The 26,111-nt window shown below is 67.6% G+C and carries 25 protein-coding genes and 1 riboswitch; of the genes, 18 read left to right on the forward strand and 7 right to left on the reverse strand.

Features of this window, described 5'->3' with window-relative positions; translation table 11 throughout:
* Positions 1–73 precede the first annotated feature (73 nt).
* From ACH438_RS21345 to ACH438_RS21365, 5 genes are all read left to right on the forward strand, one after another.
* Positions 74–1,048: an NAD(P)H-dependent flavin oxidoreductase gene (locus tag ACH438_RS21345; RefSeq protein ID WP_397007743.1), complete on the forward strand. Its 975-nt coding sequence runs from the start codon at positions 74–76 to the stop codon at positions 1,046–1,048.
* A 93-nt stretch (positions 1,049–1,141) separates the two neighbouring features.
* Complete coding sequence (locus ACH438_RS21350; protein ID WP_397007745.1) at positions 1,142–1,315, forward strand: type II toxin-antitoxin system VapB family antitoxin; 174 nt, start codon at positions 1,142–1,144, stop codon at positions 1,313–1,315.
* Between the two features lie 652 nt (positions 1,316–1,967).
* Positions 1,968–4,589: an acyltransferase domain-containing protein gene (locus ACH438_RS21355; RefSeq protein ID WP_397007747.1), complete on the forward strand. Its 2,622-nt coding sequence runs from the start codon at positions 1,968–1,970 to the stop codon at positions 4,587–4,589.
* A gap of 51 nt (positions 4,590–4,640) precedes the next feature.
* Positions 4,641–5,030, forward strand: a complete 390-nt coding sequence (locus tag ACH438_RS21360; RefSeq protein ID WP_397007749.1) for a hypothetical protein — start codon at positions 4,641–4,643, stop codon at positions 5,028–5,030.
* Between the two features lie 10 nt (positions 5,031–5,040).
* The gene (locus tag ACH438_RS21365; RefSeq protein WP_397007751.1) at positions 5,041–6,225 is read left to right on the forward strand and encodes a cation:proton antiporter; all 1,185 of its coding nucleotides are present in this window, start codon (positions 5,041–5,043) and stop codon (positions 6,223–6,225) included.
* Positions 6,226–6,246: 21 nt separating this feature from the next.
* Here ACH438_RS21365 and ACH438_RS21370 read toward each other — a convergent pair whose 3' ends face one another.
* The 3 genes from ACH438_RS21370 to ACH438_RS21380 form a co-directional block, all read right to left on the reverse strand.
* Complete coding sequence (locus ACH438_RS21370; RefSeq protein ID WP_397007753.1) at positions 6,247–6,657, reverse strand: RNA-binding S4 domain-containing protein; 411 nt, start codon at positions 6,655–6,657, stop codon at positions 6,247–6,249.
* Between the two features lie 51 nt (positions 6,658–6,708).
* Positions 6,709–7,386, reverse strand: coding sequence for a C40 family peptidase (locus tag ACH438_RS21375; protein WP_397007755.1), 678 nt, complete (start codon positions 7,384–7,386; stop codon positions 6,709–6,711).
* 16 nt (positions 7,387–7,402) lie between these two features.
* Positions 7,403–7,565: riboswitch (cyclic di-AMP (ydaO/yuaA leader) on the reverse strand.
* Between the two features lie 185 nt (positions 7,566–7,750).
* Positions 7,751–7,999 carry a hypothetical protein gene (locus tag ACH438_RS21380; protein WP_397007757.1) on the reverse strand — a complete coding sequence of 83 codons (249 nt, stop codon included), beginning with the start codon at positions 7,997–7,999 and terminating at the stop codon, positions 7,751–7,753.
* Positions 8,000–8,187: 188 nt separating this feature from the next.
* Between ACH438_RS21380 and ACH438_RS21385 the strand changes: the two genes are divergently transcribed.
* The 5 genes from ACH438_RS21385 to ACH438_RS21405 all read left to right on the forward strand — a co-directional run bounded on the left by ACH438_RS21385 (position 8,188) and on the right by ACH438_RS21405 (position 13,912).
* On the forward strand, positions 8,188–9,372 hold the full coding sequence (locus ACH438_RS21385) for an AAA family ATPase (RefSeq protein WP_397007759.1): 1,185 nt from the start codon (positions 8,188–8,190) through the stop codon (positions 9,370–9,372).
* Between the two features lie 127 nt (positions 9,373–9,499).
* Entirely contained in the window at positions 9,500–11,455 is a 1,956-nt protein-coding gene (locus tag ACH438_RS21390) for an acyl-CoA dehydrogenase family protein (RefSeq protein ID WP_397008228.1), read from the forward strand.
* Positions 11,456–11,714: 259 nt separating this feature from the next.
* Complete coding sequence (locus ACH438_RS21395) at positions 11,715–12,692, forward strand: alpha/beta fold hydrolase (protein WP_397007761.1); 978 nt, start codon at positions 11,715–11,717, stop codon at positions 12,690–12,692.
* 225 nt (positions 12,693–12,917) lie between these two features.
* On the forward strand, positions 12,918–13,208 hold the full coding sequence (locus ACH438_RS21400) for a hypothetical protein (protein ID WP_397007763.1): 291 nt from the start codon (positions 12,918–12,920) through the stop codon (positions 13,206–13,208).
* Between the two features lie 197 nt (positions 13,209–13,405).
* Positions 13,406–13,912 carry a hypothetical protein gene (locus ACH438_RS21405; RefSeq protein ID WP_397007765.1) on the forward strand — a complete coding sequence of 169 codons (507 nt, stop codon included), beginning with the start codon at positions 13,406–13,408 and terminating at the stop codon, positions 13,910–13,912.
* 8 nt (positions 13,913–13,920) lie between these two features.
* Here the strand turns inward: ACH438_RS21405 and ACH438_RS21410 are convergent, their stop codons facing one another.
* Positions 13,921–15,663: a hypothetical protein gene (locus ACH438_RS21410; RefSeq protein ID WP_397007767.1), complete on the reverse strand. Its 1,743-nt coding sequence runs from the start codon at positions 15,661–15,663 to the stop codon at positions 13,921–13,923.
* Between the two features lie 204 nt (positions 15,664–15,867).
* Between ACH438_RS21410 and ACH438_RS21415 the strand changes: the two genes are divergently transcribed.
* On the forward strand, positions 15,868–17,295 hold the full coding sequence (locus tag ACH438_RS21415; RefSeq protein WP_397007769.1) for a wax ester/triacylglycerol synthase domain-containing protein: 1,428 nt from the start codon (positions 15,868–15,870) through the stop codon (positions 17,293–17,295).
* Here ACH438_RS21415 and ACH438_RS21420 read toward each other — a convergent pair.
* Complete coding sequence (locus tag ACH438_RS21420; RefSeq protein WP_397007771.1) at positions 17,257–18,276, reverse strand: alpha/beta hydrolase; 1,020 nt, start codon at positions 18,274–18,276, stop codon at positions 17,257–17,259. The genes ACH438_RS21415 and ACH438_RS21420 overlap by 39 nt on opposite strands.
* A 747-nt stretch (positions 18,277–19,023) precedes the next feature.
* Between ACH438_RS21420 and ACH438_RS21425 the strand changes: the two genes are divergently transcribed.
* The 4 genes from ACH438_RS21425 (at position 19,024) to ACH438_RS21440 (ending at position 22,838) form a co-directional block, all read left to right on the forward strand.
* The gene (locus ACH438_RS21425) at positions 19,024–19,854 is read left to right on the forward strand and encodes a hypothetical protein (protein WP_397007773.1); all 831 of its coding nucleotides are present in this window, start codon (positions 19,024–19,026) and stop codon (positions 19,852–19,854) included.
* Between the two features lie 36 nt (positions 19,855–19,890).
* Positions 19,891–21,813, forward strand: a complete 1,923-nt coding sequence (locus tag ACH438_RS21430; protein ID WP_397007775.1) for a fumarate reductase/succinate dehydrogenase flavoprotein subunit — start codon at positions 19,891–19,893, stop codon at positions 21,811–21,813.
* A gap of 2 nt (positions 21,814–21,815) precedes the next feature.
* Positions 21,816–22,562, forward strand: a complete 747-nt coding sequence (locus ACH438_RS21435; protein WP_397007777.1) for a succinate dehydrogenase/fumarate reductase iron-sulfur subunit — start codon at positions 21,816–21,818, stop codon at positions 22,560–22,562.
* Between the two features lie 138 nt (positions 22,563–22,700).
* Positions 22,701–22,838 (forward strand): hypothetical protein, encoded by a 138-nt coding sequence (locus tag ACH438_RS21440; RefSeq protein ID WP_397007779.1) that lies wholly within the window; start codon positions 22,701–22,703, stop codon positions 22,836–22,838.
* 41 nt (positions 22,839–22,879) lie between these two features.
* On the opposite strand, the gene ACH438_RS21445 is transcribed toward ACH438_RS21440, so the two are convergent.
* Both ACH438_RS21445 and ACH438_RS21450 read right to left on the reverse strand, forming a co-directional pair.
* Positions 22,880–23,083 (reverse strand): DUF397 domain-containing protein, encoded by a 204-nt coding sequence (locus tag ACH438_RS21445; protein ID WP_397007781.1) that lies wholly within the window; start codon positions 23,081–23,083, stop codon positions 22,880–22,882.
* The gene (locus tag ACH438_RS21450; RefSeq protein WP_397007783.1) at positions 23,080–23,967 is read right to left on the reverse strand and encodes a helix-turn-helix domain-containing protein; all 888 of its coding nucleotides are present in this window, start codon (positions 23,965–23,967) and stop codon (positions 23,080–23,082) included. Before ACH438_RS21450 ends, ACH438_RS21445 begins: the two co-directional genes overlap by 4 nt.
* Positions 23,968–24,202: 235 nt before the next feature.
* Here ACH438_RS21450 and ACH438_RS21455 point away from each other — a divergent pair, with 235 nt between their 5' ends.
* The 3 genes from ACH438_RS21455 to ACH438_RS21465 all read left to right on the forward strand — a co-directional run bounded on the left by ACH438_RS21455 (position 24,203) and on the right by ACH438_RS21465 (position 26,095).
* The gene (locus tag ACH438_RS21455; protein WP_397007785.1) at positions 24,203–24,406 is read left to right on the forward strand and encodes a hypothetical protein; all 204 of its coding nucleotides are present in this window, start codon (positions 24,203–24,205) and stop codon (positions 24,404–24,406) included.
* Positions 24,407–24,758: 352 nt separating this feature from the next.
* Positions 24,759–25,229 carry a GNAT family N-acetyltransferase gene (locus ACH438_RS21460; RefSeq protein ID WP_397007787.1) on the forward strand — a complete coding sequence of 157 codons (471 nt, stop codon included), beginning with the start codon at positions 24,759–24,761 and terminating at the stop codon, positions 25,227–25,229.
* A gap of 2 nt (positions 25,230–25,231) precedes the next feature.
* Positions 25,232–26,095: a hypothetical protein gene (locus tag ACH438_RS21465; protein ID WP_397007789.1), complete on the forward strand. Its 864-nt coding sequence runs from the start codon at positions 25,232–25,234 to the stop codon at positions 26,093–26,095.
* Positions 26,096–26,111: the final 16 nt, after the last annotated feature.

A 26,111-nucleotide genomic window follows, 5' to 3' on the forward strand; every position in this document is an offset into this window, starting at 1 on the left:
TAGGGCTTGTAGGCGCATATGCAACCATGCGAGTATCGGCGCAGTTGCGAGAGGCAGGGAGAGGACAGCGCCAATGGCTCTGAAAACCAGGTTCACCGAGACCTTCGGGGTAGAGCATCCGATCGTGCAGGGCGGCATGATGTGGGTCGGCCGCGCCGAACTCGCCGCCGCCGTCTCCGAGGCGGGCGGGCTCGGCATCATCACCGCCCTGACCCAGCCCACCCCCGATGATCTGCGCCGCGAGATCGATCGCGCGCGGGAGCTCACCGACAAGCCCTTCGGCGTGAACGTGACCATCCTGCCGTCGATCAACCCGCCGCCGTACCAGGAGTACGCCAAGGCGATCATCGACTCCGGCGTGAAGATCGTGGAGACCGCCGGCAGCAATCCGGAACCCTTCCTGCCGTACTACAAGGAAGCCGGAATCAAGGTGCTGCACAAGTGCACCAGCGTGCGGCACGCCCTCAAGGCGCAGAAGATCGGCGTGGACGGCGTGTCCATCGACGGCTTCGAATGCGCCGGGCACCCGGGTGAGGACGATGTCCCCGGCCTGATCCTGATCCCCGCCGCCACCCAGGTGCTGGACATTCCGGTCATCGCCTCCGGTGGCATCGCCGATGCGCGCGGTCTGGTCGCGGCGCTGGCGCTGGGCGCGGACGGCGTCAATATGGGTACACGCTTCATGTGCACGCAGGAGTCGGCGATTCACCAGACGGTGAAGGAGCAGATCGTCGCCAACAGCGAGCGCGCCACCCAGCTCATCTTCCGGACCATGCACAACACGGCGCGCGTGGCGGACAACGAGATCAGCCGCAAGGTCGTCGAAATCGAGAAGGCCGGCGGCAAGTTCGAGGACGTGAAGGACCTGGTCGCGGGCGCGCGCGGCCGTCGCGTGTTCGAGGACGGCGATCTGGACGCGGGCATCTGGTCCGCCGGTCAGGTGCAGGGTCTCATCGACGACATCCCGACCTGCGCGGAACTGGTGTCGCGCATGGTGTCCGAGGCCGAGGCGCTGATCGGCGCGCGGCTGGCGGGCATGCTCGCCTGACAGATTCGAGTAGTGCGACCTCGCTGTTTCGGCACCACCGCCTCGTCGATACGTCATGCTTTCTCTACAGACGGACATGGCGGAGGTGCCGAAATGGCAATCACTCGTATCTATCTCGACGATGACGCGCTGCGCCGGACAATGGCCATCTCCGGTGTTTACACCGAACAGGAAGCGGTGAATCTAGCGTTGCGCTTCTTCACCCAGCATGCGACGCCCGAGGATCTCGAGCATCCCATTCACGCGCGGACGGCGCAGGCGTCGTAATCATGTGACGCGATCACCTCGATACCGGCCGGGACCGCGTGTAGCCGCTGAATCGTGCGGAACGCGACATCCCGGTCGGCGTCGAACGGCGGGCCGGGCAAAGGCCCCTTCCCACGAATCAGCTTGACCTGCGGGTTTCTTCAGGCTGCGCACTTTCTCCGCCACGATCGTGGCCGGCGCTGCCCTCCCCCCGTACCGCAACGCCCGCAACCGCCTCGCCAGCGCCACGCTGGGCGCGGACGCGGCTCGCGCAAAGCTCTTCTGACCGCGCCCAAAACTTGGCAGAATCCTTTGAGGTACCTCGGCGCCTGCGAGCGCCGCACACGGGAGGGATTCCTGTGCAGCAGAGTACGAAAGCAACACCCCCGCCCACATCGCGCCCCCATGCCGCGATGCGCACTGCCACACCCGGTCACTCCGGCCCGGCCGACGCTCACGCTCTCGTCACCAGGCTGCCGATCACCGATTCGGCACGCCTGGAGAAAGCGGTGCGGCAGCGATGCGATGTCCGGATCGATCGGCGGCCGAGCCGTAGAGCGGCCGAGAAATTCCCTGCGGCAGGGCAAATCGCCGCGCCCGCCGCTGACGGCGAGGCCGCGAGCAGCGCTGACGGCCCGGGACACGCCGGAATGCCGTGGGACGGGTCGGTCCGATGAGCGCGGCGGCCGGGCTGCCGGCGGTGTCGATCGTGGGAATCGGGTGCCGGGTGACCGGGGCGGACTTCGATCACGAGTGGTTCGGGATCGGGGGGCTGGAGGCCGCGGGGATGAGTGGGCGGCAGCGGGCGAATCTCGAAGTGGCGGTGGAGGCCCTGGACGATTCGGGGCTGGGGTGTGTGGCGCGCGGGTCCGGAGCGGCGGTGGTGTTCGGGGTCGGCGGGAGTGTGAACAGCGCGCATCAGCTGTCGCGGGCGCTGGAGTTGCGCGGGCCGAGCCTGATGGTGGACAGCGACCGGACCTCGCCGCTGGTGGCGGTGGATATGGGGGTCCGGCTGCTGGCCGATGAGGCGGTGCCGTTCGTGATCGCGGGCGGGGTGGATCTCGCTCTGCTACCGGACATTTCGGACCTTCAGGTGCCGGTCGGCCTGACGGGGGACAGCGTGTGCACGGTGCTGGTGCTGCAGCGCACGGCCGATGCCCGGCGCACTCGCACCCGCAGATACGCGGAAATCGGGCTGGGCGGCATCGAATTCACCGAGGCGCGGAGTTCGGCGCACATCTCGCTGCGGGACGCCGTCGCGACGGCCCCGCACGAGCGCGGTGAGGAGCCGCCGGTGCTCATCCCGATCAGCGGCCGGGATGCGGCGGCCGTGCACAATCTGGCGCTGCGCTGGGCGACGGCCGTGTCCTCCTATCGCACCCTGCGCGAATTCGGCGCGGCCACCTCACGATTGGCGCCGGAGACGGTGCGGGCCGCCGTGCTGGCGGACGATATCGCCGACGCCGGTGACCAGTTGCGGGCGCTGGCACGGCATATCGAGACGGCCGCACCCCGCGCCATCACGCCGCGGCTGCTCGCCGATACCGTGCCGGCCGGGCTGCAAACCTCCGACATCGTGCTCGGCCCGGTCCCGGCGCGCCGGGAAGGCGGAGTGCTGCTGCTCTTCTCGGGGAGCGGAGGACACGCACGGATGGGGCGCGGGCTGGCGGCACGGTATCCCGTTTTCGGGGCCGTGGTGACCGCGGTCGCCGATGCGGTGGTCGAAGCGGGCGGGCCGCGGGTGTGGACGCCGCGCACCGGGTTCGGAAACGATTCCGGTGGGGCGGTATTCGCGCATTCCGCGCTGTTCGCCTATCAGGTGGCCTTGGCGGAATTGCTGGACTCCTGGGGTATTCGCCCGGATGCGGTGGCCGGATACGGGGCCGGGGAGATCGCGGCCGCGGTGGTGGCCGGAGTGCTGTCGCTGGGAGATGGTGCGCGGGTGGCGGTGGCGCGGGGCAGGCTCCTCGATGCGGCCGGGACCGAGGCGGCAGCCGCCGTGCTGGAGGCGACGCCCGCCGAGGCCATGCGACTGGTGGAGCCCATGCGGACGTCCGTCGCCGTGGCCGCGGTCGACGGGCCCACCTCGATCACCGTCTCGGGCGAACCCCGGTATGTCGAGGCCCTCATCCGCCGCGCGCACCGGCGAGCGATCTTCGCGCAGCGGGCGCCGGGATCGGCTCCGCATCATCTACCGCGCGCCAGAACCCTTGTACCCCAACTGATCACCGACCTCGCCGATCTCGTCCCGCGCACCCCCGATATCGCCGTGTACTCCACCACCCACCGCGGCGCGATCCTCCGCCTGCCGCAGCTCACGCCCACCGACCCGAGCCGCCCGACCGATCCCGCCCGCAGCGGGGAAGTGGTGTCGCACGGCGCGGACCACAAGCCCGCCGGAACGGGCGGGATCGTGCCGTCATCCGACCCGATCGGGACGGAGGCGCGAATGGATGCGGCGTACTGGGCCGCGAACGCGACCGGAACGGTCGAACTGGCCGGGGCGCTGGAACAGGCGGTGCGCGACGGGATTTCGACCGTGGTGGAGGTCGCGCCACATCCCGTGCACGCCGCGGCCGTGCGGGAGCACGTCACACTGCGGGAGTCGGCGTATGCCGCGGCCTCACGAGAGGACGAGGCCGCCGCGTTCCTGACGGCGGTGGCCCGGTTGTATCTGGAGGGGCGTTTCGTCGATTGGACGGCGCTCGGACCGCATACGACCGCACCCCCGCGACGCCAGTGGCGGCGGCCGCGCGGCCTGCCCGGTGAGCGGTATTCCGCTGGCGGGCAGTCGGATTCCGAGCCGGCGCTCGCCCCCGTCTTCCCGGTCGTGAAGGTGCGACCGGAGGACACCTACGTGGTGGCGGACGGCTTGAGCGCGCAGGGCGTGGTGGCGGTGCGCTGGCTGCTGGCGGCCGGGGCGCTGGACGTGGTGGTGCTGACCCCGGATCCGCAGGCGCTGCCGCCCCCGCTGGACGGCATGGAGGATCGGATCGTGGTGGTGCGCTGCGATATTGCCGATCGCGCGGATCTGGCCACGGCGCTGCACGATATCCGCGAGTGCGGGTCGCCGATCCGGGGCATCGTGCACGCGGCCTGCGAGCCGCCACTGAGCGCCGCCGCCGATCTGCTGGAGCTCACCGCGGCCGATCCGACGGACTTCACGGTGCTGCTCACCGCCCCGGTCCCCGGCCCCACCTGGCAGGTCGCGCACGATGCCGTGCGCGAACTGGCGGCGGCGCAGCGGGATCGGCGGGTGGTGTGCGTGGAGTGGGAGGTCGGGCCGGCGGCCTGAGAATCCGCGTGTCGGGCCACGCCGCCACCGGCCGGACGGAATGATGACGCCATGGCGGAATCGACCGTGACGGTCAAATGGAAGAAAGAGCCGGACGAGCACGACTATCCGGCGGCGGCGGACTATCTGGAGATGCTGGCCGAGCCGGACATCATCGAGAAGGTGGTCGCCGGCCTGCGCAAGGCGAAGATCACGCACAAGAAGGCCAAGGACATTCTGCGGGCCTCCCAGCTGGAGCTGCTGCCGCCCACCAATCAGTGGGTCCGCGCCGACCTGCAGAAGATCATCGCGGGCACCGCGCTGTCGCCGATCCTGCTGGTGTGCGGCAACTTTCGTAAGGGTGTGCCCATGCAGATCGCCGACGGTTACCACCGCGTCTGTGCCATCTACTACACGGACGAGAATATCGAGATCCCGGTGAAGATCGCCGACCTGCCATGATCGTGAGCCCATGACCTTCCAAACCCTCGCCCTCATCTCCGTCCTCGGGCTGGCCGGGCCGCTGCTGGCCTGGCGCCGGTCCTGGCATCTGCCGGTCATCCTGGGCGAACTGGCGGCCGGAATCATCTTCGGCACCACCGGATTCGGGGTGCTGGATCCGGCCGAACCGACCTTCGCGTTCATTGCGAACATCGGTTTCGCGGTGGTCATGTTCGTGGCCGGGACGCATGTCCCGGTGCGGAACGCGGCCATCCGGTCGGCGCTGGGCACGGGTGCGCTGCGCGCGGTGCTGGTCGGGGTGGCGGCGGCCCTGCTGGGGCCGCTGGTGTCGGATTTCTTCGATATGGGTCATGGGGCGATGTACGCGGTGCTGATCGCGTCGTCGTCGGCGGCGCTGGTGCTGCCGGTCATCGATTCGCAGGGGCTGACCGGAAAACCGGTGCTGGAGTTGACCGCTCAGGTCGCCATCGCGGACGCCGCGTGCGTGGTGGCGCTGCCCCTGATGATCGATCCGAGGCATGCCGGGCGGGCCGCGCTGGGTGCGCTCGCGGTGGCAGCGGCCGCGGTGGTGGTCTATTTCGTGCTGCGTTATCTGGAGACCTCGGGGATCCGGCATCGGATGCACAAGATCTCGGAGGATCGGCAGTTCGCGCTGGAGTTGCGGGTCAGCCTGGCGCTGCTGTTCCTGCTGGGCGCGTTGGCGACGCGCAGTCAGGTGTCGATCATGCTGGCGGGCTTCGCACTCGGGCTGGCGGTGGCGGCGGTCGGCGAGCCGCGGCGGGTGGCGCGGCAGTTGTTCGGCATCAGTGACGGGTTCCTGGCGCCGTTGTTCTTCATCTGGCTGGGTGCGCGGTTGAACCTGCGCGAGTTCGGGCAGCAGCCGCACCTGATCCTGCTGGGGCTGGCACTGGGCGGCGCGGCGGTGCTGGCGCATGCGCTCATGCGGCTGTCGGGGCAGCCGATTCCCTTCGGGGTCATGGCTTCCGCGCAGATCGGCGTGCCGGTTGCGGCGGTCACGGTCGGCACCCAGTTGCATGTGCTGAAACCCGGTGAGGCATCGGCGCTCATGCTGGGCGCCCTCATCACGGTGGCCGCCACGGCGTGGGCCGCGCGCGCCATCCCGGCCACGCCTCCGGCGGCGGGCAGCAACGGCGCGGCCGAACCCGAGCCGCCGAGCCCGAAGTCTCCGAGCTAGCACTCGGGGTCACACGGCGGGCTATTCCTCGATACGCCCGAGGAGCCGATCCGTTTCGCGCCGTTCACGTTTGGTGGGGCGGCCGGAGCCGCGGTCGCGGCGGGGCTGGGCGGCGAGCACGCCGGGATCCGGTGGCGGCGGGCTCTTGTCGATGAGCACCTGGCTCACGACGGCCGCGCCGATCCGCTTGGTGATGAGCCGCTCGACGATGACTATGCGTTCCATGCCGTTGACCCGGACGCGGACCTCGTCGCCGGGTTTCAGGGTGTGCGCGGGTTTCACGGGAACCCCGTTCACGCGCACATGTCCTGCGCGGCAGGCGGTTGCGGCGGCCGACCTGGTTTTGAACAGCCGGACGGCCCAGGTCCAAGAATCAACTCGGGCCTGGGCCGTTTCGGAAAATCCGGTGCTCGCTGGAGCTGGCGTCACCACGCCACCATACGGTGTCGGCGCGACGCGGTGGGTGCCTACGTCGGTGGGTGACTAGGCGTTGATGCGGCGGGCGGTGACGACTTCGCTCGGACGCAGGGTCGCGTAGGAGACGGTCTCGCCACTCTGCGGGGCGTTCAGCATCTTGCCGTCGCCGGCGTAGATGCCGGCGTGGCCGCCGCCGTTGGTGATGACGATGTCACCGGGCTGCAGGTCCTGGTAGGCGACCGGCATACCGACGTTGGACTGCTCGAAGCTGGTGCGCGGCACGTTGACTCCGGCCTGCTTGTAGGCCCACTGGACCAGACCGGAGCAGTCGAAGCTGTACGGGCCGGTGGCCCCCCAGACGTACTCGGAGCCGATCTTGGTCTGCGCGGCCTGCAGGGCGACGTCGCCCGCGGTCTGGTGGACCGGAGCCGGGAAGAGATTGGGGAACGGCGACTGGCCGACCTGCGGCAGCAGCGGAGCGGGGTTGGCGGGCTGACCCACCTGAAGACCAGCGCCGGGGACGGCGTTCTGGACGTTCTTGACCGTCTCGTTGAACTGCTGCACCTGGGGTGCGAACTGATCCGGCACATCGAAGTTTCCGATGCCCGGGATGTCGACCGTGGCAGCGGCGGCGGTGATCGCCGGGAACGCGCCTGTAGTCGTTGCCGCCATGGCGCCCATGACAATGGCGCCCTTGACAGAATTCGGCAGCCGGGATTCCCGCTGCAAGCTGTGCCTACCCACCGAGCCGCATCTCCGATCTTCCTACTCTGACCGCCGACCGAGTTAGCTGACGGGTTCGGGCCCGGAAGTAGGCCCTACTCCAACGGCGGTTGGCCGTAAGGAGATTCACCCCGAACTGGATTGGGTCCCCGGCTCGAGTGAGAGATGGTCGCTCTCATTCGATTGGGCGGTAACGTCGCGGGCCGCCTCTCCGATGAAGCGACAGACTCCGCTAAGTCACGAGAAGATTACGGCTAGCGCTGTGTGTTGTCCACCCCAACGCACGGGTGTGTTGTGACCTATGCAATTTCCCCAGGTGGATGCTCGAAATCCCGTTCAGCGCCCTGGATCACGGCTCGATATACCTGATCGAAATGACCGTTATCTAGCCATCCCCGAGCGCCCGCTCGAGATCCTCGATGCGCCGGCGCGCGTCCGCCAGTTCCACCTCGAGCTGACCCAGCGCCATGACGAGCGGACCCACCGCGAGATCGGCGACCAGTTGCGGATCGTCGTAGCCGCGTTCGATGGCGACGAGGATGTTCTTCCGAATCCGCGCCGCGACGGTCGCCTCGGCGGGTACGTTCCAGGATTCGACCACCTCCGCGACGGTGGGCACTGTTTCTTCCGTCATGAACCCTCCTGCGCTGGATCCTTCGCGAACCACGCATAAGGGTAGAGAAGCGAGCAGACCCTGGGGGTGCGAACGCAATCGGTCGCGTATGCCTATCGATAGCTGTGTCTAGTTCTCCCGGTAGACGCCCGGATAATCCCGGATTCTTCCCCTTCCGATCCGGCGTTCGCACGCTACGGTTGGGCGGCATGGACCCGGTCAGGAATCCCTACGCGCCCGGCGCCGGCCAGCGGCCGCCCGAACTCGCGGGCCGCGATCGCCAGCTGGACGCCTTCGACATCGTGCTGGAGCGGGTGTCGCGCGGCCGGCCGGAACGCAGCGTCATGCTCACCGGGCTGCGCGGCGTGGGGAAGACGGTGCTGCTCAATCAGCTTCGCTCGGCGGCGCGTTCGCGCGGCTGGGGCACCGGCAAGCTGGAGGCGCGCCCGGATCAGGAGCTGCGCCGGCCGCTGTCCTCGGCGCTGCACATGGCGGTGCGGTCGATCGCGGTGCAGCACCGGAATCCGGAGCAGGTGGACGACTTCCTCGGCATTCTCAAGGCATTCGCGCTGCGCTCCACCGCGGACAAGGGGATGCGGGAGCGCTGGAATCCGGGCATCGACGTGCCCGCGGTGACCGGGCGCGCCGATTCCGGGGATATCGAGATCGATCTGGTGGAGCTGCTCATGGAGGCCGCGCAGCTGGCGCGGGACACGGGCGTGGGTATCGCCCTCTTCATCGATGAGCTGCAAGATCTAGGCGCAGCGGACATTTCGGCCATCTGCGGCGCCTGCCACGAACTCAGCCAGGACGCCGCGCCCCTGATCGTGGTGGGGGCGGGCCTGCCGCATCTGCCCGCGGTGCTGTCGGCCTCCAAGAGCTACTCGGAGCGCCTGTTCTCCTATCACCGCATCGATCGCCTGGACCGGGACTCCGCTGACCTGGCGCTGCTCGCGCCCGCCGAGCGGGAGGACGTGAAGTTCACCCAGGAGGCCCTGGAGGAGCTCTACCGCAAGGCGGACGGCTACCCGTATTTCGTTCAGGCGTATGGGAAGGCGACCTGGGATGTGGCGGCCCAGAGCCCGATCTCGGCCGACGATGTGGCGGTGGCCGCGCCGCATGCCGAAGAGGAACTGGCGGTCGGTTTCTTTGGCTCCCGCTACGAGCGGGCTACTCCAGCCGAGCGTGAATATATGCGTGCGATGGCCGATTTGTCCGGAGATGACGGACCCGTGGCGACATCTGCGGTCGCAAATGAGTTGGGCCGCAAGCCCGCATCGCTCTCTCCGGCCCGTGACGGGCTGATCAAGAAGGGCCTGATCTACTCCGCGGAGCGCGGAACCATCGGTTTCACGGTGCCGCACTTCGGCCGATATCTGCGCGGGGTGCAGTAACCAGCAACTAGCTACCCAACCAAGATCATTGGCCGACAAGGCATTTCGATCTTTGCCGCCCCCTACCGGTGGGTAACAAACACTCCTACACTCGAATGTGATTCTCATCACGGTCGAGGAGGACATCATGGCGACTGCCGCGAAAGTCGATGCCACCGAAGAACAAGCGAGAGCGCTTGTCGAAGAATCCCGCGAAACCACCTGGGCCAAGCCCTCTTTCGCGAAGGAGATGTTCCTCGGCCGGTTCCGGCTGGACCTCATCCATCCGTTCCCGCAGCCCAGCGCCGCGGATTCGGCCAAGATCGAGGCCTACCTGACCCGGCTGCGGGCATTCTGCGAAACCATCGACGGTCAGCGCATCGAGGCGGAAGGTCGCATACCGGACGAATACGTACGCGGGCTGGCCGAACTCGGCTGCTTCGGCCTGAAGATCCCGGAGGAGTACGGCGGCATCGGCCTGTCCCAGGTCGGCTACAACCGGGCCCTCATGCTGGTCGGCTCGGCGCATGCCAGCCTGGGCGTGCTGCTGTCGGCGCACCAGTCCATCGGCGTCCCCGAACCGCTCAAGCTGGCCGGCACCCCGGAGCAGAAGCGAGAGTTCCTGCCGCGCTGCGCGAGAGGCGCGGTGAGCGCCTTCCTGCTCACCGAACCGGATGTCGGCTCCGATCCGGCCCGCATGGCCTCCACCGCCACCCCGACCGCCGACGGCGAGGCCTACGAGATCAATGGCGTGAAGCTGTGGACCACCAATGGCGTGGTCGCCGAACTGCTGGTGGTGATGGCCCGGGTGCCCAAGAGCGAGGGGCATCGCGGCGGGATCTCCGCCTTCATCGTGGAGGCGGACAGCCCGGGAATCACTGTGGAGCGCCGCAATTCGTTCATGGGCCTGCGCGGCATCGAGAACGGCGTCACCCGCATGTACAACGTGCGGGTGCCGAAGCGGAATCTGGTCGGCCGCGAGGGCGACGGGCTGAAGATCGCGCTCACCACCCTCAATGCCGGGCGGCTCGCCATTCCGGCCATGTGCACGGCGGCGGCCAAGTGGTCGCTCAAGATCGCCCGGGAATGGTCGGGCACCCGCGTGCAGTGGGGCCGTCCGGTCGGCGAGCACGCGGCGGTGGCCGAGAAGATCTCCTTCATCGCCGCCTCGACCTTCGCGCTGGAATCGGTGCTGGACCTGTCCGCCACCATGTGCGACGAGAACCGCAACGACATTCGCATCGAGGCGGCGCTGGCCAAGCTCTGGGCCTCCGAGATGGCCTGCCGGATCGCCGATGAACTGGTGCAGATCCGCGGCGGCCGCGGCTACGAGACCGCGGCCTCGCTGCAGGCGCGCGGCGAAAGAGCCGTCGGCGCCGAGCAAATGGTGCGCGATCTCCGCATCAACCGCATCTTCGAGGGTTCCAGCGAGATCATGCGGCTGCTCATCGCCCGCGAGATGGCGGACGCGCACATGGCCGCGGCGGGCGCGCTGGTCGACCGCAATGCCGAACTCAAGGACAAGGCCAAGGCGGCGGTCGGCGCGAGCGGCTTCTACGCCAAGTGGTTCCCGCAATTGGCGGTGGGCGTGGGCACGGCCCCGGTCGCGTTCGGCGAATTCGGGCCGCTGGCAAGGCATATGCGCTTCGTCGAGCGGATGTCGCGCAAGCAGGCTCGCGCGCTCATGTACGGCATGGCGCGCTGGCAGGCCAAGCTCGAGTACAAGCAGGGCTTCCTGGGCCGCATCGTGGACATCGGCGCGGAACTCTTCGCCATGGCGGCCGCCTGCGTCCGGGCCCAGTCGCTGCGCGTGGCCGGTGATCCGGACGGCGTGGCGGCCGAGGAACTCGCCGATGTCTTCTGCCGGCAGTCCCGACTGCGCGTCGAGAAGCTCTTCGAATCCCTCTGGGCCAATACCGATGACGCGGACACCGATCTGACCCGCGGTGTCCTCGACGGCCGCTACCAGTGGCTGGAGGGCGGTGCGCTCGATCCGAGCGAGGGCACCGGGCCGTGGATCTCCGAATGGCAGTTCGGTCCCTCGGTGGAGCAGAACCTGCTCCGGCCGTTCCTCCCGTCGACCAAGTCGGCGGCCACCACCTAGCGGGCGGCTACGGATAGGAATCTACAGATATCTACCCGATTCACTAGAAAGGCATAGATTCATCTGGCGAGGCTCGTTGGCAGGAATCTCTAGCGCGCTCTAGCGAGATGCAGAGATGTTCGTAGATTTGCCTGGCAAGCCGTAGGTCGATCATCGGCGACAGTTGCACAACTTGTGCATAACGCCTGGTGTAGCGGGTTAACGCGGCGGCAATCACTATCGACAACCGGGCAAGAGGCGAACTCTTCAGGAGCACGTCATGTCCACTGCCAACCGCCCGGCGGCCGAGTTCGACGGCCGCCACATCACCGTCTCGGCCGACGACGGCGTCCCGATCGCGGTCCGCGAGTTCGGCACGCCCGAGGCCCCGGTCACCGTCGTCTTCGTGCACGGGCATTGCCTGCGCACCGAATCCTGGGCCTTCATGCGCACGCATCTGCTGGAACGCTGGGGCGACGACACCCACATGGTGTTCTACGACCATCGGGGACACGGGGATTCGGGTGCGGCCGATCCGGCCACGTACACCATCGACCAGCTGGCGCACGATCTCGACGCCGTATTGCGCACGGTCGTCCCGGTGGGTCCGATTGTGCTGGTGGGTCATTCGATGGGCGCCATGACCGTGCTCGCCTACGCGCGCCTGTTCCCGCAGGCGATCGGGACCCGGGTGGTGGGCGTCGGCCTCATCTCGGCGGCGGCCAACGGGGTGACCCGGGTGGGCCTGGGCCGGCTGCTGAGCGGCCCGGCGGTGAGTTCGCTGCAGCTGGCCATCCGGCGGGCGCCGCGGGCCATGCAGGCGTCGAAACACTTCAGCCGCAGGATCTTCGAGCCCATCATGCGCGATGCCACGCTGGGCACCCGCAAGGTGAGTCCGCGGGTGCTGGCGGTGGCCACCGCCATGGTCAACGAGACGCCGCTGCTCACCATGGCCAGCTTCCTGCACTCACTGATCCGTTTCGACGAGACCGCCACACTGCACCAGCTGGGTGCGATTCCGGCGCTGGTGCTGGCCGGTTCGGCGGACATCATGATTCCGTTCGCGCATTCGGTGGTGCTGGCCTCACAGCTCGACGACGCCGAGCTGGTGCGGCTGGACGGCGCCGGTCACAGCGTCATCCTGGAGCGCGCCGAGGAGGTGGCGACGGCCATCGTGACGCTGGTGGATCGGGCGGTGGCGAGCCGGTCCGGGCGGGGGCCGGAGGAGTGCGGTCCGGAGTTGGCCATCGCGGGCTAGGCGCCGGCCATCACGGACCCGGAAAACGACCCCGTATCGGGGGTACCCGGTACGGGTTGGGGGTTTCGGGGTGTTTGTCCGGAGGCCCGAAAATGGCACGGGCGTGTGGTCGGGACAGGCCCGCTACCTGTGGATTTGCGTTTCGGACGAGACGGATCGCCAGTCTTCACGTACTGTGTTGTAGATCACGATGTGTGGTCTGTCACACGGCTCGAGGAGGTTTCGATGACACGCAGCGAGATTGCCGAACTCCGCTACGCGGTCGGCCAGCTCCGGCAGTGCGTCGGCGCTTTGCGTACGCACTACGGGGACGACAACACTGTCCGCCGCTTGGAAAACGATCTCGAACGGCTCGTCATCGACGCCGACGAGTTCGAGCACACCCCGCCCGCCCAGGTGGTCACCCAGCGCGAGCAGGAGACCATCTACGTTCCGGATGCGAAGCACCAGGAACAGGACTGGCTGGGTGCACAGGACGAGGGACTGGGCTTCCACTCCCGCCCCCGCACCAAATAGGAAAACAGCAGCACCACACCAGGGCGGCTTCGACAATGGCGTCGAGGTCCTGCAATGGCGTCGAGGTCCTGCCGGTCGTGCAGGACCGCCGGGGAGCCGATTCCTGTTCGGCGAGTTGATCTTTGAGCGGACGCGGGGTACTCCGTCGTATTTTCTGAGTAGTGACTCGGTAAATAGGTGGTTCGGAGGTACTCCCGATGTCGAAACCCGTCACGGAAACTCGCGACCCGGGCGCATCTGCCACGCGGCGCGCGCTGGATGCCGTGGTGCGGTCGATACTGCGCTCACCACTGCATCGTGTGATCAGCCGAAAGCTACTGGTGGTCACCGTGACCGGCGATAAAGCCGGGCAGGCGTACGAGCACCCCGCCGGGTACGTGGAACACGATGGTGAACTGTTCATCAGCACTGCCGCGCGCTGGCGGCACCACTTACGGCCGGACGAACCCGTCCGCGTGCTGTTACGCGGCCGCGCCGTGCTCGCCGACTGGGACGTGCTCACCGGCGAGGACGAGACGGACGCGCCGTACCGGCTCATCCTGTGGCGCAACCCGGCCCAGGGCAAGCGCGCGGGAATCAGCCTGCGGGCCGACGGCAGCGTCGATCGTGCGGAACTGCGCGCCGCCCTGGCCAACGGCCTGGCGATCGTGATCCTGCGCCCGCACATCCCCGACGAGGATCCGGATTTCCCTGCCGATCGATAGCTTTCGATTCAGGCACGGTGCTTGCCGGAGCGGCGGGCGCGGACACCGTGGAAGCGGGCGCCGCGCGGGGCCTGTTCCAGCGGGACCGCGTAGGCGGATTCGACGATGACCGAGACCGCCCGGGCGGGCCCCGCGGAGGTCGCGACCAGGCCGTAACCGCCTGCGCTGCGGGCCAGTTCGTGCAGCAGGGTGGTGATCATGCAGAGCCCGGCGGCGCCGCCCGGATCGCCCAGCGCGAGGGTGCCGCCGTGCACATTGAGGCGCTCACCGTCCGGATCCTCGTAGCCGAGCGCGCGCATCAGGGCCAGCACCTCGACCGCGCTCGGCTCGTCGACCGCCAGCAGATCCAGGTCGTCGAGGTCGAACCCGGTGTGCCACAGGGATTTGGCGATGGCCGAGGTGACGGCGGGCACCGGGGCGTCCGGCTCCGCGGTCGCGGTGGTCCAGCCGGTCAGGTAGCCCATGGGGGCGAGCCCGAGGTCGGCCAGCCGATCCTCGGCCACGATCAGGCAGGCCGAGGCGCCGAAGGCCCGGGCGCTGCTGTTGCCCGCGGTGAGAATGCCGTCCGGCCGCAGCGACGGCAGCAGGGCGAAGGCGCGCGGCGAGACATCGTCGCGCAACCCCTCGTCCCGATCGACCAATTGGGCCGCACCGGAATTCCCGCTACCCGGCGCGGCGCACACCACGGGCGCGGTCTCCTCCCCGAAGAACCCCTGCCGGCGCGCCCGCGCCGCGCGCCGATGACTGGTCGCCGCGAACTCGTCGGCCGCCACCCGCGAAATGCCGTACCGCTGCGCCAGCATCTCGGCATACTCCAATTCCGCCGTGCCGAAACTGGATTCGGCCGCCGCGAGTACCGCGGCCTGCTCGACGGTCGTCGGCTCGCCCACGCCGGTCCCGTGGGCGCGGCCGCGCGAGTCCGCCACCACGCCGGCGCCGGCGGGACCGATAACCCGTGCCGCTCCGGGCGGCGGGGTCCCGGCAACCGGGTGCACCCCGGCGGGCCACGCGAACGCTTCCGCAACGGGTTGTCCGTAAGCGTCTGTGGCCGAATACCCCTGGGCGGCGGTGATGGACTGCGCGGAGTTCTCACCCGCGAGGCCGGGCTGGGCCGCAGGATGCGCGGGGACACTGATGGGGCTCGCGTAGGTGTCGGTCGTGGCGCCGGTGGTGAGGTCGGCGGCGCCGAGCATGGCTGCCACGATCCCGGGGCGGGGCGGGGCGACCTCACCGGGGTGGGGCGCAGCCACGGCGCCGAGGTGCGGCCCGGCCATGGCGCCGGGGCGAGATGGGGTCACATCGTGGGGGCGCGGCTGGGGCATCGGGCCGGCGGGCGGATGGACAGCGGGTCGAGCGGGATCGGTGGGCGGGTGTGTCCGGACGGCTCGGTCGCCGGGTTCCGCCGGGGTGCAGGCGTATTCGGCGCCGATGGCGAGAATTATGTCGGCGGCGCCGGATTGGATCATCATGGCCGCGGTGATGAGGGCGCGCAGGCCGGCGCCGGGGGAGCTGCCGATGGGGAATTCGCCGGCGGTGGGGGCGATGCCGGTGCGGGCGGCCGCGGCGCGGACGGCGTGCGGTTCGGGGACCGCGGTGACGAGGGTTTCGATGCGGGCGGGGTCGAGGCCGCAGCGCTCGGTGGCCGCGCGGATGACCGTGGCTATCAAGCGGTCCGGGGGGACGGTCGACAGTTGTCCGCCCGGTAGGCCGATCGGCGTGCGCAACGGCATCACGATCGCGGCTCTCCTCATCACCGGCTCCCTTCGAGCTCATCACCGGCTCCCCCGTGGGGTACAAGCCCGCACAGGCCATCACAGTGTTGTTGCTGTCATGTGACGGCATGTGAACGGAATTCAGCGCACCGCCCGTCGCGGGTGAAATGTGGTGCAAGTCACGGAATCTCCGGGTCGCACCCTAGCGAACGACCGGTAGCTAGACTTTGCCTCATCGAACAGTTGACCCCGCGGGACGCCGTTTTCGTCTACGACGAATTCGCCCGGCATCCGTCGAATATCGTCGCCGTCTACGCTTTCGACGCCACCGCGCCGCAGGCGACGCCGCCCGAGCTCGATGCGGTACACGCATGGGTGCGGGCGCGCATCGGGCACTTCCCTCGTCATCGGCAGCGGCTGGCGCGCGTGCCCTGGGATCTGGATCTGCCGTACTGGGTGCCGGACCGGGACTTCGACCTGGACCGGCACGTGGCATCGGCCGAATCCGGCTTGGCCTGGGACGCGGCGCGCGAGCGCATCGCGGAGATCGCCGCCGACCGAATGGATCTCGATCGGCCGCCGTGGCGGGTCGATGTCTTCGCCGGAGTGCGCGGAGTTCCCGGCGCACCGGGGGACACGGTGACCCTGGTGGTGGTCCGGTTCCATCACAGTGCCGGGGACGGTGTCGCCACTCGCGCCCTGGAATCGAAGCTCTTCGACGCCGGTGCGGAGCTGCCGGTCGGCACTCCGGACGAGGGCCGGACGTGGTCGGCTCCGTTCGCTGCCGCGCGGGCGGTGGCGGTACTGCCGTATCGGCTGACGCGCTTCGCAATCGGCCTGCGCCGGACCGGTGTCGCGGCCGCCGAGGTGCGGGAACGGACCGCGGCCGGGTTGATTCACGAACCGCCGGCCTTCCGTCCGGCGACCCGTTTCAATCGCCGTGTCGACCCGGTCTTCGGCTTCGACCTGGTGCGCATTCCGCTGTCCGCGGTGCTGCGAGCGAAAGCGGCGGCGCCGGAGCGGGTTACGGTCAACGACCTGGTCCTGACGGTGGTGTCCGGTGCGCTCGGGACCTTGCTGGCCGAACTCGGCGAGACGCCGTCGGCGGCACTGGCCGCCATGGTGCCCCGCTCCATGCGGGGTGTGGCGCACTGGGATTCGGCCAATCAGCTGGTGCAGCTGTCGGTTGATCTGCACACCGATCTGGCCGATCCGGTGGCGCGGCTACTGGCCATCCGGGAGTCGGCGCGACGGGAGAAGGAGCGCAGCGCCGATCCCGCGGTGCTGCGCCGGGAGTCCCGGGTCCAGACGTCCCCGGCGTGGCTGCTGCGGCTGGCGGGCTGGGCCCGGGCGCGCCGGGTGTTCGACGAGCTCTCGACCGTCCCGTTGTCCAACACCACCGTCAGCAATGTGCCGCCGGTGGCGGCGCGGCTGGAATTCCTGGGCGCGCCGATGATCTGCGCGTTCGGCGCGCTGCCGATCATGGACGGAGACGGCCTGCGGCATGTGACCACCTCGCAGGGGGACGAGCTGATCATCGCGTTCAGCGCGGACAGGACGATGCTGCCGTCGACCGCGCACTACGGTGAGCTGCTGCTCTGCTCGTTCGACCGGTTGTCCGCGGCGCTCGAATCAGCCGAGGCCGAGCGCGTTCTCGAACATCGGCCATGACTTGTGCAGCTCGTCCTGCCAGTACCCCCAGGAGTGGGTGCCCGGATCGTCGAGGCTGTAGGTGATGTCGGTGCGCCCGAGTGCGCGGGTGCGTTCGGCGAGCCGGGTGGTGCAGTAGTGCGCGGCGGCTTCGATGCCGCCGCCGAGCAGCATCTGATTGGCGAGGGTCTGCGGGTTGTCCCGCACGGTCGGGTCGTCGAGCCGATCGTGGGCGCCGGGTAGTCCGGTGCCGCTGGAGACGTACATGGGGATGTCCGGCAGGCGGTCGGCGTGCAGCACCACGTCGTGGTCGCGCCACGGCTCGCCGTCGAGCGGGCCCCACATGTTCTGCGCCCGCCCGTTTCCGATGCTGATCACCAGGTTCATGAAGGCTTGTCCCAGTGGATCGCTCGTCATGGCGCAGCCGCTGTAGGAGGCGACCGAACGGTAGAGCGCGGGCGCCTGCATGGCGAGATCGAGGACGGAGCTGCCGGCCATGGAGATGCCCGCCAGGCCGTTCACGCCGTCGGTTCCGAAGGTCCGGTCGATGACCGGGGGTAGTTCCCGGGTGAGGAAGGTCGACCACATATTGCGGCCGTTGTTGCCGAGCGTCTTGCCCAGGCCCGGGTCGGGTCGCTGCCAGTCGGTGTAATAACTGAACGCGCCCTCCATGGGGATGACGACGTTGACGTGCTTGTCCGCGAAGAAGTTCTGCAGATCGGTCTGCGCGACCCAGCTCGCTTCGTCTTCACCGCCACCCGCGCCGTTGAGCAGATACAGGGTGGGGGCGGGGGTTCCGGTGTCCCGCGGTCGCAGGACCTGCAGGGTGATATCGCGGTCCATGGCCGCGGAGTGGACGGTGAGCTGGACCAGTCTGCCGGTGTCGCCGAGGGCGGCGGGTGCGGCGAGGGTGCGGGGCTGCGCTGCCGTGAGGAGGAACAGTGCGGCCGCGAGGAGGAACGTTGCCCGGAACATACTGCCGCGCAACAACTTCGGAATCATGAATGCGCCTGGATAGCGGGGATCGGCAGGGGGCACACCGGATCCGGGTGTGCCCCCACTCGTGTTCGGTCCGGGTTACTTGCCGGCGGCCGGTGTGCCGCCGCTGATGGTGATCAGCGCGTTCACCAGCTTGGTGCCGACGTCGCCGATGCTCCCACTACCCTTGCCGAGCAGGTCGAACAGCGATCCCATGGTGTCTCCTTCGAATTGCTTTGTGTTGCTTTGTGTTTCTTGCGGTCTTGCCCGGTTACTTGCGGAAGTGCGCCAGTGAACCGAGGAAGGTGTCCAGTAGTCCGTCGCCCGCTACGGCGGAGCCGAGGGCCGGTATGAGGCTGGACAGCAGGGAACTCAAAGAACCCATGGTGGATCTCCTTATGTGCGCATGTCGTCGCGCTTCGCGTACTGCCAAGCCGCCAAAGCGAAACGGTCACGATCAGCTAACGACTGTGACCCGGGCAACATATCAAGCGCCCAGTTCATGATCAATAGGTTCCGGATGGAATTTAATTGCCCTCGAAAACATGGGCCGGGACAACCGATTTCGGGCCACATCGGCGTCGATAGCCCTTGATTCACTGGCGGAGCGAAACATGCCCGGATCCGGGAAATGTGGCGCAAATCACGGGATCACGAAATCGCGTTACACGGCTCCGGCGATAGCTGCGCTGTCGTAAGGTGCTCACCATCACATTCGATGCCGGAGGTAACGATGACGTTCCACGGGGTAGGGCAGCGAGGCAAGTCAGAGTGAGCGCCGCACCAGTCAAGGCACCTGAATCGGGCACGACCGGAGTTTTCGGTAAAGGCCGCGCCGCTATCGCCGCGCGCACACTGCGTACCGACCGGTGGTGGGTACCGCCGGCGGCGACCGTGCTCGGACTGGGCGCGTTCGTGATCTACGCGACCATCAGATCCTTTGTGCGAACGGCATATTGGGTCGACAACTACCACTATCTGACGCCGTTCTACTCGCCGTGCCTGAGCGCCTCCTGCGTCTCGGGGTCCAGTCACTTCGGGCAGTGGTTCGGCCACCTGCCCATGTGGATCCCGCTGGGCTTCCTGGTGCTGCCGTTCCTGCTGCTCTTCCGGCTCACCTGCTACTACTACCGCAAGGCCTACTACCGGTCGGTATGGATGTCGCCGCCGGCCTGCGCGGTGGCCGAGCCGCACGCGAAATACACCGGCGAGACCCGGCTTCCGCTGATCATCCAGAACGCGCACCGCTACTTCTTCTACGTCGCGGTCATCATCTCGGTGATCAACACCATCGACGCCGTCGACTCGTTCCACTCGCCCGGTGGCTTCGGTCTCGGCCTCGGGACCCTCATCATCACCGCGAACGCACTGCTGCTGTGGGCGTACACGCTGTCCTGCCACTCCTGCCGGCACATCTCCGGCGGACGGCTCAAGCACTTCTCGAAGCATCCGGTGCGGTACCAGTTCTGGACCCAGGTCTCGAAGCTGAACACCCGGCACATGCAGCTGGCCTGGACCACGCTGGGCACGCTCACGCTGACCGACTTCTACGTCATGTTGGTCTCGAGCGGCGCGATCAACGATCCCCGGATCATCGGGTGACCCCATTCCACTTGTCCCACAGGAGTATTCGGTTCCATGCCTGAAGTCGAACGGCACAAGTACGACGTCGTCGTGATCGGTGCCGGTGGCGCCGGCCTGCGAGCGGTCATCGAGGCCCGTGAACACGGCCTGTCGGTGGCGGTGGTGTGCAAGTCCCTGTTCGGCAAGGCGCACACCGTCATGGCCGAGGGTGGCTGCGCGGCCGCCATGGGCAATGCCAATGACAAGGACAATTGGCAGGTCCATTTCAAGGACACCATGCGCGGGGGCAAGTTCCTCAACAACTGGCGCATGGCCGAACTGCACGCCCAGGAAGCTCCGGACCGGGTCTGGGAGCTGGAAACCTATGGCGCGCTGTTCGATCGCACCAAGGACGGCCGGATCAGCCAGCGCAACTTCGGCGGCCACACCTACCCGCGCCTGGCGCACGTGGGTGACCGCACGGGGCTGGAGATCATCCGCACCATGCAGCAGAAGATCGTGTCGCTGCAGCAGGAGGATTTCGCGGCGACCGGCGACTACGAGTCGCGCATCAAGGTTTTCGCCGAATGCACCATCACCGAACTGCTGAAGGACGGCGACAAGATCGCCGGCGCGTTCGGGTACTGGCGCGAGACCGGGCGCTTCGTGCTCTTCGAGACGCCCGCGATCGTCATCGCCACCGGTGGTGTCGGCAAGTCGTACAAGGTGACCTCCAATTCGTGGGAGTACACCGGCGACGGGCACGCGCTGGCGCTGCGCGCCGGGGCGACGCTCATCAATATGGAGTTCCTGCAGTTCCATCCGACCGGGATGGTCTGGCCGCCCAGCGTGAAGGGCATCCTCGTCACCGAGGGCGTGCGCGGCGACGGCGGAGTGCTCAAGAACTCCGAGGGCAAGCGGTTCATGTTCGACTACATCCCGCCGGTGTTCAAGGGCCAGTACGCCGAGAGCATCGAGGAGGCGGATCAGTGGTTGAAGGACAACGACTCCGCGCGCCGCACCCCCGACCTGTTGCCCCGTGACGAGGTGGCCCGCGCCATCAACGAAGAGGTGAAGGCGGGCCGCGGCACCGAGCACGGCGGCGTATATCTCGACATCGCCTCCCGCCTGCCCGCGGAGACCATCAAGAAGCGGCTGCCGTCCATGCATCACCAGTTCCTGGAACTGGCCGATGTGGATATCACCAAGGAGCCCATGGAAGTCGGGCCCACCTGTCACTACGTCATGGGCGGCATCGAGGTCGACCCGGACAACCAGGCCGCCTCGGTGCCGGGACTCTTCGCCGCCGGTGAATGCGCGGGCGGCCTGCACGGCTCGAACCGGCTCGGCGGCAACTCGCTCTCCGATCTGCTGGTGTTCGGCCGGCGCGCGGGCCTGGGCGCGGCCACCTATGTGGAGCAGCTGGCCGCGCGGCCCAAGATCTCCGACGCGGATGTCGCCACCGCCGCGAAATCGGCGGAGGCGCCGTTCGATTCGCCACAGGACGCACCCGGCGAGAATCCGTACACGCTGCACATGGACCTGCAGCAGACCATGAACGATCTGGTCGGCATCATCCGCAAGGAACACGAGCTGAAGCAGGCCATCGAGCATCTCTCGGAACTGCGCGACCGGTACGACACCGTCACCATCGAAGGCCACCGGCAGTTCAACCCGGGCTGGCATCTCGCGCTGGATCTGCGCAACATGCTGCTCATCAGTGAATGCGTGGCCCAGGCGGCCCTGCTGCGCACCGAAAGTCGCGGCGGCCACACCCGCGACGACCATCCGGGCATGGACCCGGTCTGGCGCAACAAGCTCCTGGTCTGCCGGGTGGATCCGGACGAGGTCGGTTTCACGGTGCCGTCGGTGACGGTGACCGAGGAGGCCCAGGTGCCCATGCGCGAGGACCTGCTGCGGCTGTTCGATCCGGCCGAGCTCGAAAAGTACTACACACCGGCCGATCTCGCGGTGCTGCACGACGGAAAGGCGGAATAGCCATGGGTTACGACGCGAAGTTCAAGGTGTGGCGCGGCGATATCGAGGGCGGCGGGCTGCAGGACTTCACCGTGCCGGTGAACGAGGGTGAGGTGGTGCTCGACATCATCCACCGGCTGCAGGCCACCCAGGCGCCGGATCTGGCGGTGCGCTGGAACTGCAAGGCGGGCAAGTGCGGTTCGTGCTCGGCGGAGGTGAACGGGCGGCCGCGGCTGCTGTGCATGACGCGCATGTCCACGTTCACGCCGGAGGAGGTCGTGACGGTCACGCCGATGCGGACCTTCCCGGTGATCCGGGATCTGGTCACGGATGTGTCCTTCAACTACAAGAAGGCCAGGGAGATCCCGTCCTTCACGCCGCCGGTGGATCTGAAGCCGGGCGAGTACCGGATGCAGCAGCAGGATGTCGAGCGGTCGCAGGAATTCCGCAAGTGCATCGAATGCTTCCTGTGTCAGAACACTTGTCACGTGGTGCGTGACCACGAGGAGAACAAAGTCTCGTTCTCCGGTCCGCGGTATCTGATGCGCATTGCCGAACTCGAAATGCACCCACTGGATGTGGCGGATCGCCGGGAGTTGGCCCAGGACGACGCGGGGCTCGGCTACTGCAATATCACCAAATGTTGCACCGAGGTTTGTCCCGAACACATCAAGATCACCGACAATGCGCTGATCCCGTTGAAGGAACGGGTCGTGGATCACAAGTACGACCCGATCGTCTGGCTCGGCAACAAGCTGTTCCGGCGTTGATCTTCTAGATCACGAAACAGCCGCCGTTCGGCAACGAACCCATGTTTGCCGCAGCTAAGCATGGGTATCCAACCTTTTGTGGACCGAGGACTGAAGAATTACCGTCCCCGGTACCGGAAATTGGGTCCGGATGATTGGGTGGAACGACTGATCGTCGGGATGCTCTTCGCGGTATCGGCGATGGGCGTGTACGTACTCACCGGAGCATTGATGTCGGCGCTGGCCATCGGAGTGCTGGTCGCCGCGGTCGCAATCGGAGTGGTTGCGATCCTGTGACGAAGGGGTTCACGGGAATTCCCGTGAACCCCTGGCAACCGTCAGTGCCCGAAGGTGTCTCTCCCCAGGCCGGCGGTGAACGAATCCCATTCCGCGGCACCGAACACCAGTGCCGGACCGTCCGGATTCTTACTGTCCCGCACGCCGATCCGGCCGTCGGACAGGAAGGCCACCTCTACGCACTCCTTACCGGCGCCGCTGCGACTGCTCTTGAACCAGCGTGCCCCGGAAAGCTCCAAGCTCATGCCGAATACTCCTTCGCCACCTGCCGCAGCAGGTTTCTGCTGTCCTGGACATCCAGCGCGCAGCGTTCCAGGCACTCGAGCGCCCGGCGATACCGCTGGACATCGCCCTGTCTTTCGAGATACAGATCGCCGGTGAACCCCTCGACATAGACCACGGGAGGCTCCACCGGCTGCCCCTTGCCGTCGGTTCCGAATTCGAGGATCACGAACGGGCCGGTCGAAAGTCCCAGCGGGACACCGGCCGCGAAGGGCAGGATACGCAAGCCGACATTGGGACGAGTACTGATGTCCGCCAGCTGCCGCACCTGCGCCGCCATCACCCTTGCACCTCCCACCGAGCGGCGCAATACCGACTCGTGCAACACCATGGCGACCGTCGCCGGCTGCATCCGGCGGGTGATCATGGCCTGCCGCTGCAACCGCAGCTGAACGCGCCGATCGAGCTCCGCGGCACCGTCTTCCGGATAGCCGAGCCGGTTCAGGGCCCTGGCGTAATCCGCGATCTGGAGCAGGCCGGGCACCAACTCCGATTGGTAGCAGGACAACTGCTGCGCGGATGCCTCGAGCCCCACGTAGACGTCGAAATTCTCCGGAATGAGATCGCCGTAGGAGTGCCACCAGCTCTTGACGGCCGCCTGCTGCGCCAATCCCTTGAGTCCCTCGGCGATTTCGCCGGGGATTCCGTAGATGCGGCACAGCTCCTGGACGTCGATGGTGCGGATGCGATCGGCGTTGCCCTTCTCCAGGCGCTGCAGCGTGCTCGCGCCCCATTCCATGAGTTTCGCGGCCTCGGCGATGGTTAGTCCTGCCTGAATGCGCCAATCGCGCAGGTAACGGCCCAGCTGGCGGCGGGGCAGGGTTGATGAAGCAGGACCATCTGACACAGCGCGCTCCGTTCGTCGGTCGCGGGGGCTTCGTCCACTATGGAGAATCGTCCTCCCCCAAGCGGATTCGCTGCTGGGAATTCGCGCAATTTTGCGTTCTCATTCTCGAAATCCCCCCGCGCGGGGTCTGCTCATGGTGTGCTGGAGATGTGCCCGGAGCTGAAGTAGCTAGGCCCCTTTCCTTTCCTGAACCTCCGGGCACTTCAGGAACCAGTAGGAACAAGGAGTCTCGGCCGTGCAACTCACCACCCTGAACATGCCGGTAGCCGGATTGCTGCGCTGCGGTACGGAGCCGGTCATCATGACCGTCGAACAGGCCCACGCAGCAATGCAATTGCATCTCGATTGCACCGTGGAGACATGCAGGGTGCGGAGGCGGGCACGGGCGACCCTCGTGGAGGAGGGGCGGTGCGTGCTCGATGAACGCGCACTGCCGTGATCCTCGGCCACATCGTCCCGATCAGAACGCATTTCGTCCGGATCGCCGGGATCGCGCGGCACGCCGCCTGGTCTGGCTGCTGATGGACCTCCGAAACGTGGCCAGGGGTTCTCGGGGAAGGCCCCTGGCCTCGAAGAACGCTGCCGCACAGCGCTTTCGAGCGTCGCGCGTCCAACCTCCGGCGCGCTGACGCAAGCCCCTCCGCGGTGCTGCAGCGCGGTTCGGCCCGCCCCTCTGGCAGACGGCGGGCGGGCCGAACCGCATCCAGGACCCGGCGCGAACCGCATCGCGGATGCGGCCCGACGCCTACCCTGGAGCCATCTCGCTGTTGTGCCGGTGAAGGGGAACACCGTTGTTGGCCTTCGAACAATCGCAGGTCCCGGCCTTCCGGGCCGCGTCCATGACCGACCTGAGCGCCATCCGCAAGCTGGAAGTGGTGGAGTTCGAGCATCTGGCCTATCCATATTTCGTGCTGCGCCAGCTCTTCGAGCTACACGGCTCGGATTGGATGGTCGCCGAGGACAACGGCGAAGTATGCGGCTATGTCCTGACGGCCATCGGGCCGGAGGGCAGCGCCTGGTTCCTCGGCTTCGCCGTCGCCGGCCACTGCCGCGGGCGCGGCTACGGCCGGGCCCTGCTGGAGACCGCACTGGAACACTGCCGGACCAGCCAGGTGGATCAGGTCTTCGTCACCGTACGGCCGGGCAATCGCGCCGCCCGTCATCTCTACAAGGAGGTCGGATTCGTGTGGACCGATCACGAACACGACTACTTCGGCGCAGATGAGCCACGAGATGTGCTGGTGCGCAAGCTTTACCATTGATCATGCTGGAAAAGAGCGCGCCCTCCTCGCCGTTCGTGGCGGCCATGAGCACGCGCATCGAAAGGCACGCCGACGCCTACGCCGAAGAGGTCGCGGTCTTCGCCGATCTCCCGCACCGGCAGCGCCGGCACACCAGCGAGTTACCGCTGCTGGATACGCTCACCCGGCACGTGGAAGCGGTGCTGGCCACCTATGATCCGCCGGGCATCCGGCGCGCGGGGGACAGCCTGGTCTTCGGGAATCTGTATACGCCCGTGCTGTCGCAGACCGCTTCCGGCGCAGATGTTTCCGTCATCGATACCGCGGAACTGCTGACCGCGCTGATGGCGGCGGAGGTGGAATTCCGCGGGCCGCTGCGCCTGAGCCGGACCCAGAATCGGCAGTTGGCGGAAACCTATGAGCGGCTGGGTAAACCGCTCATCCGGGCCGGACTCCCGGCGCATGCGGCGCTGGCCTTCCGGCGCGCCGGCAGTCTCTACCGCATCGACGAGGACAGCGATGCGGAGGATCGGTGCGGGCTGGCCCTGTCCCGCGCCCGGCGGCTCGCGCAACCGGCGGCCTGGAAGCGAGCGGGCGGACTGGTGCCGGATCTCATCTGCGGCTACGGCTATCGACCCTTCCGCATGCTCTGGCTGATCGGCCTGCAACTGTTCATCTTCACCGCCGCGGTCGCGCTGCGCGCGGATCAGCCGATCGCCGTCACCATCTATCAGGGCATGACCAACTACCTGAACCCGCTCGGCATCGGGGACACCCAGGACCTGCGGGTCGGCGGGCGCGCCGTGTTCGCGCTGGAGGCCTACACCGGCACGTTCACCATGTCCGTGTTCTTCGCCCTGCTGGTGCGGCGCTGGTTCCGGCTCTGAGCACCGGTGGATCGGA

Source organism: Nocardia sp. NPDC020380, assembly GCF_044386975.1.
Taxonomy (GTDB): Bacteria; Actinomycetota; Actinomycetes; order Mycobacteriales; family Mycobacteriaceae; genus Nocardia.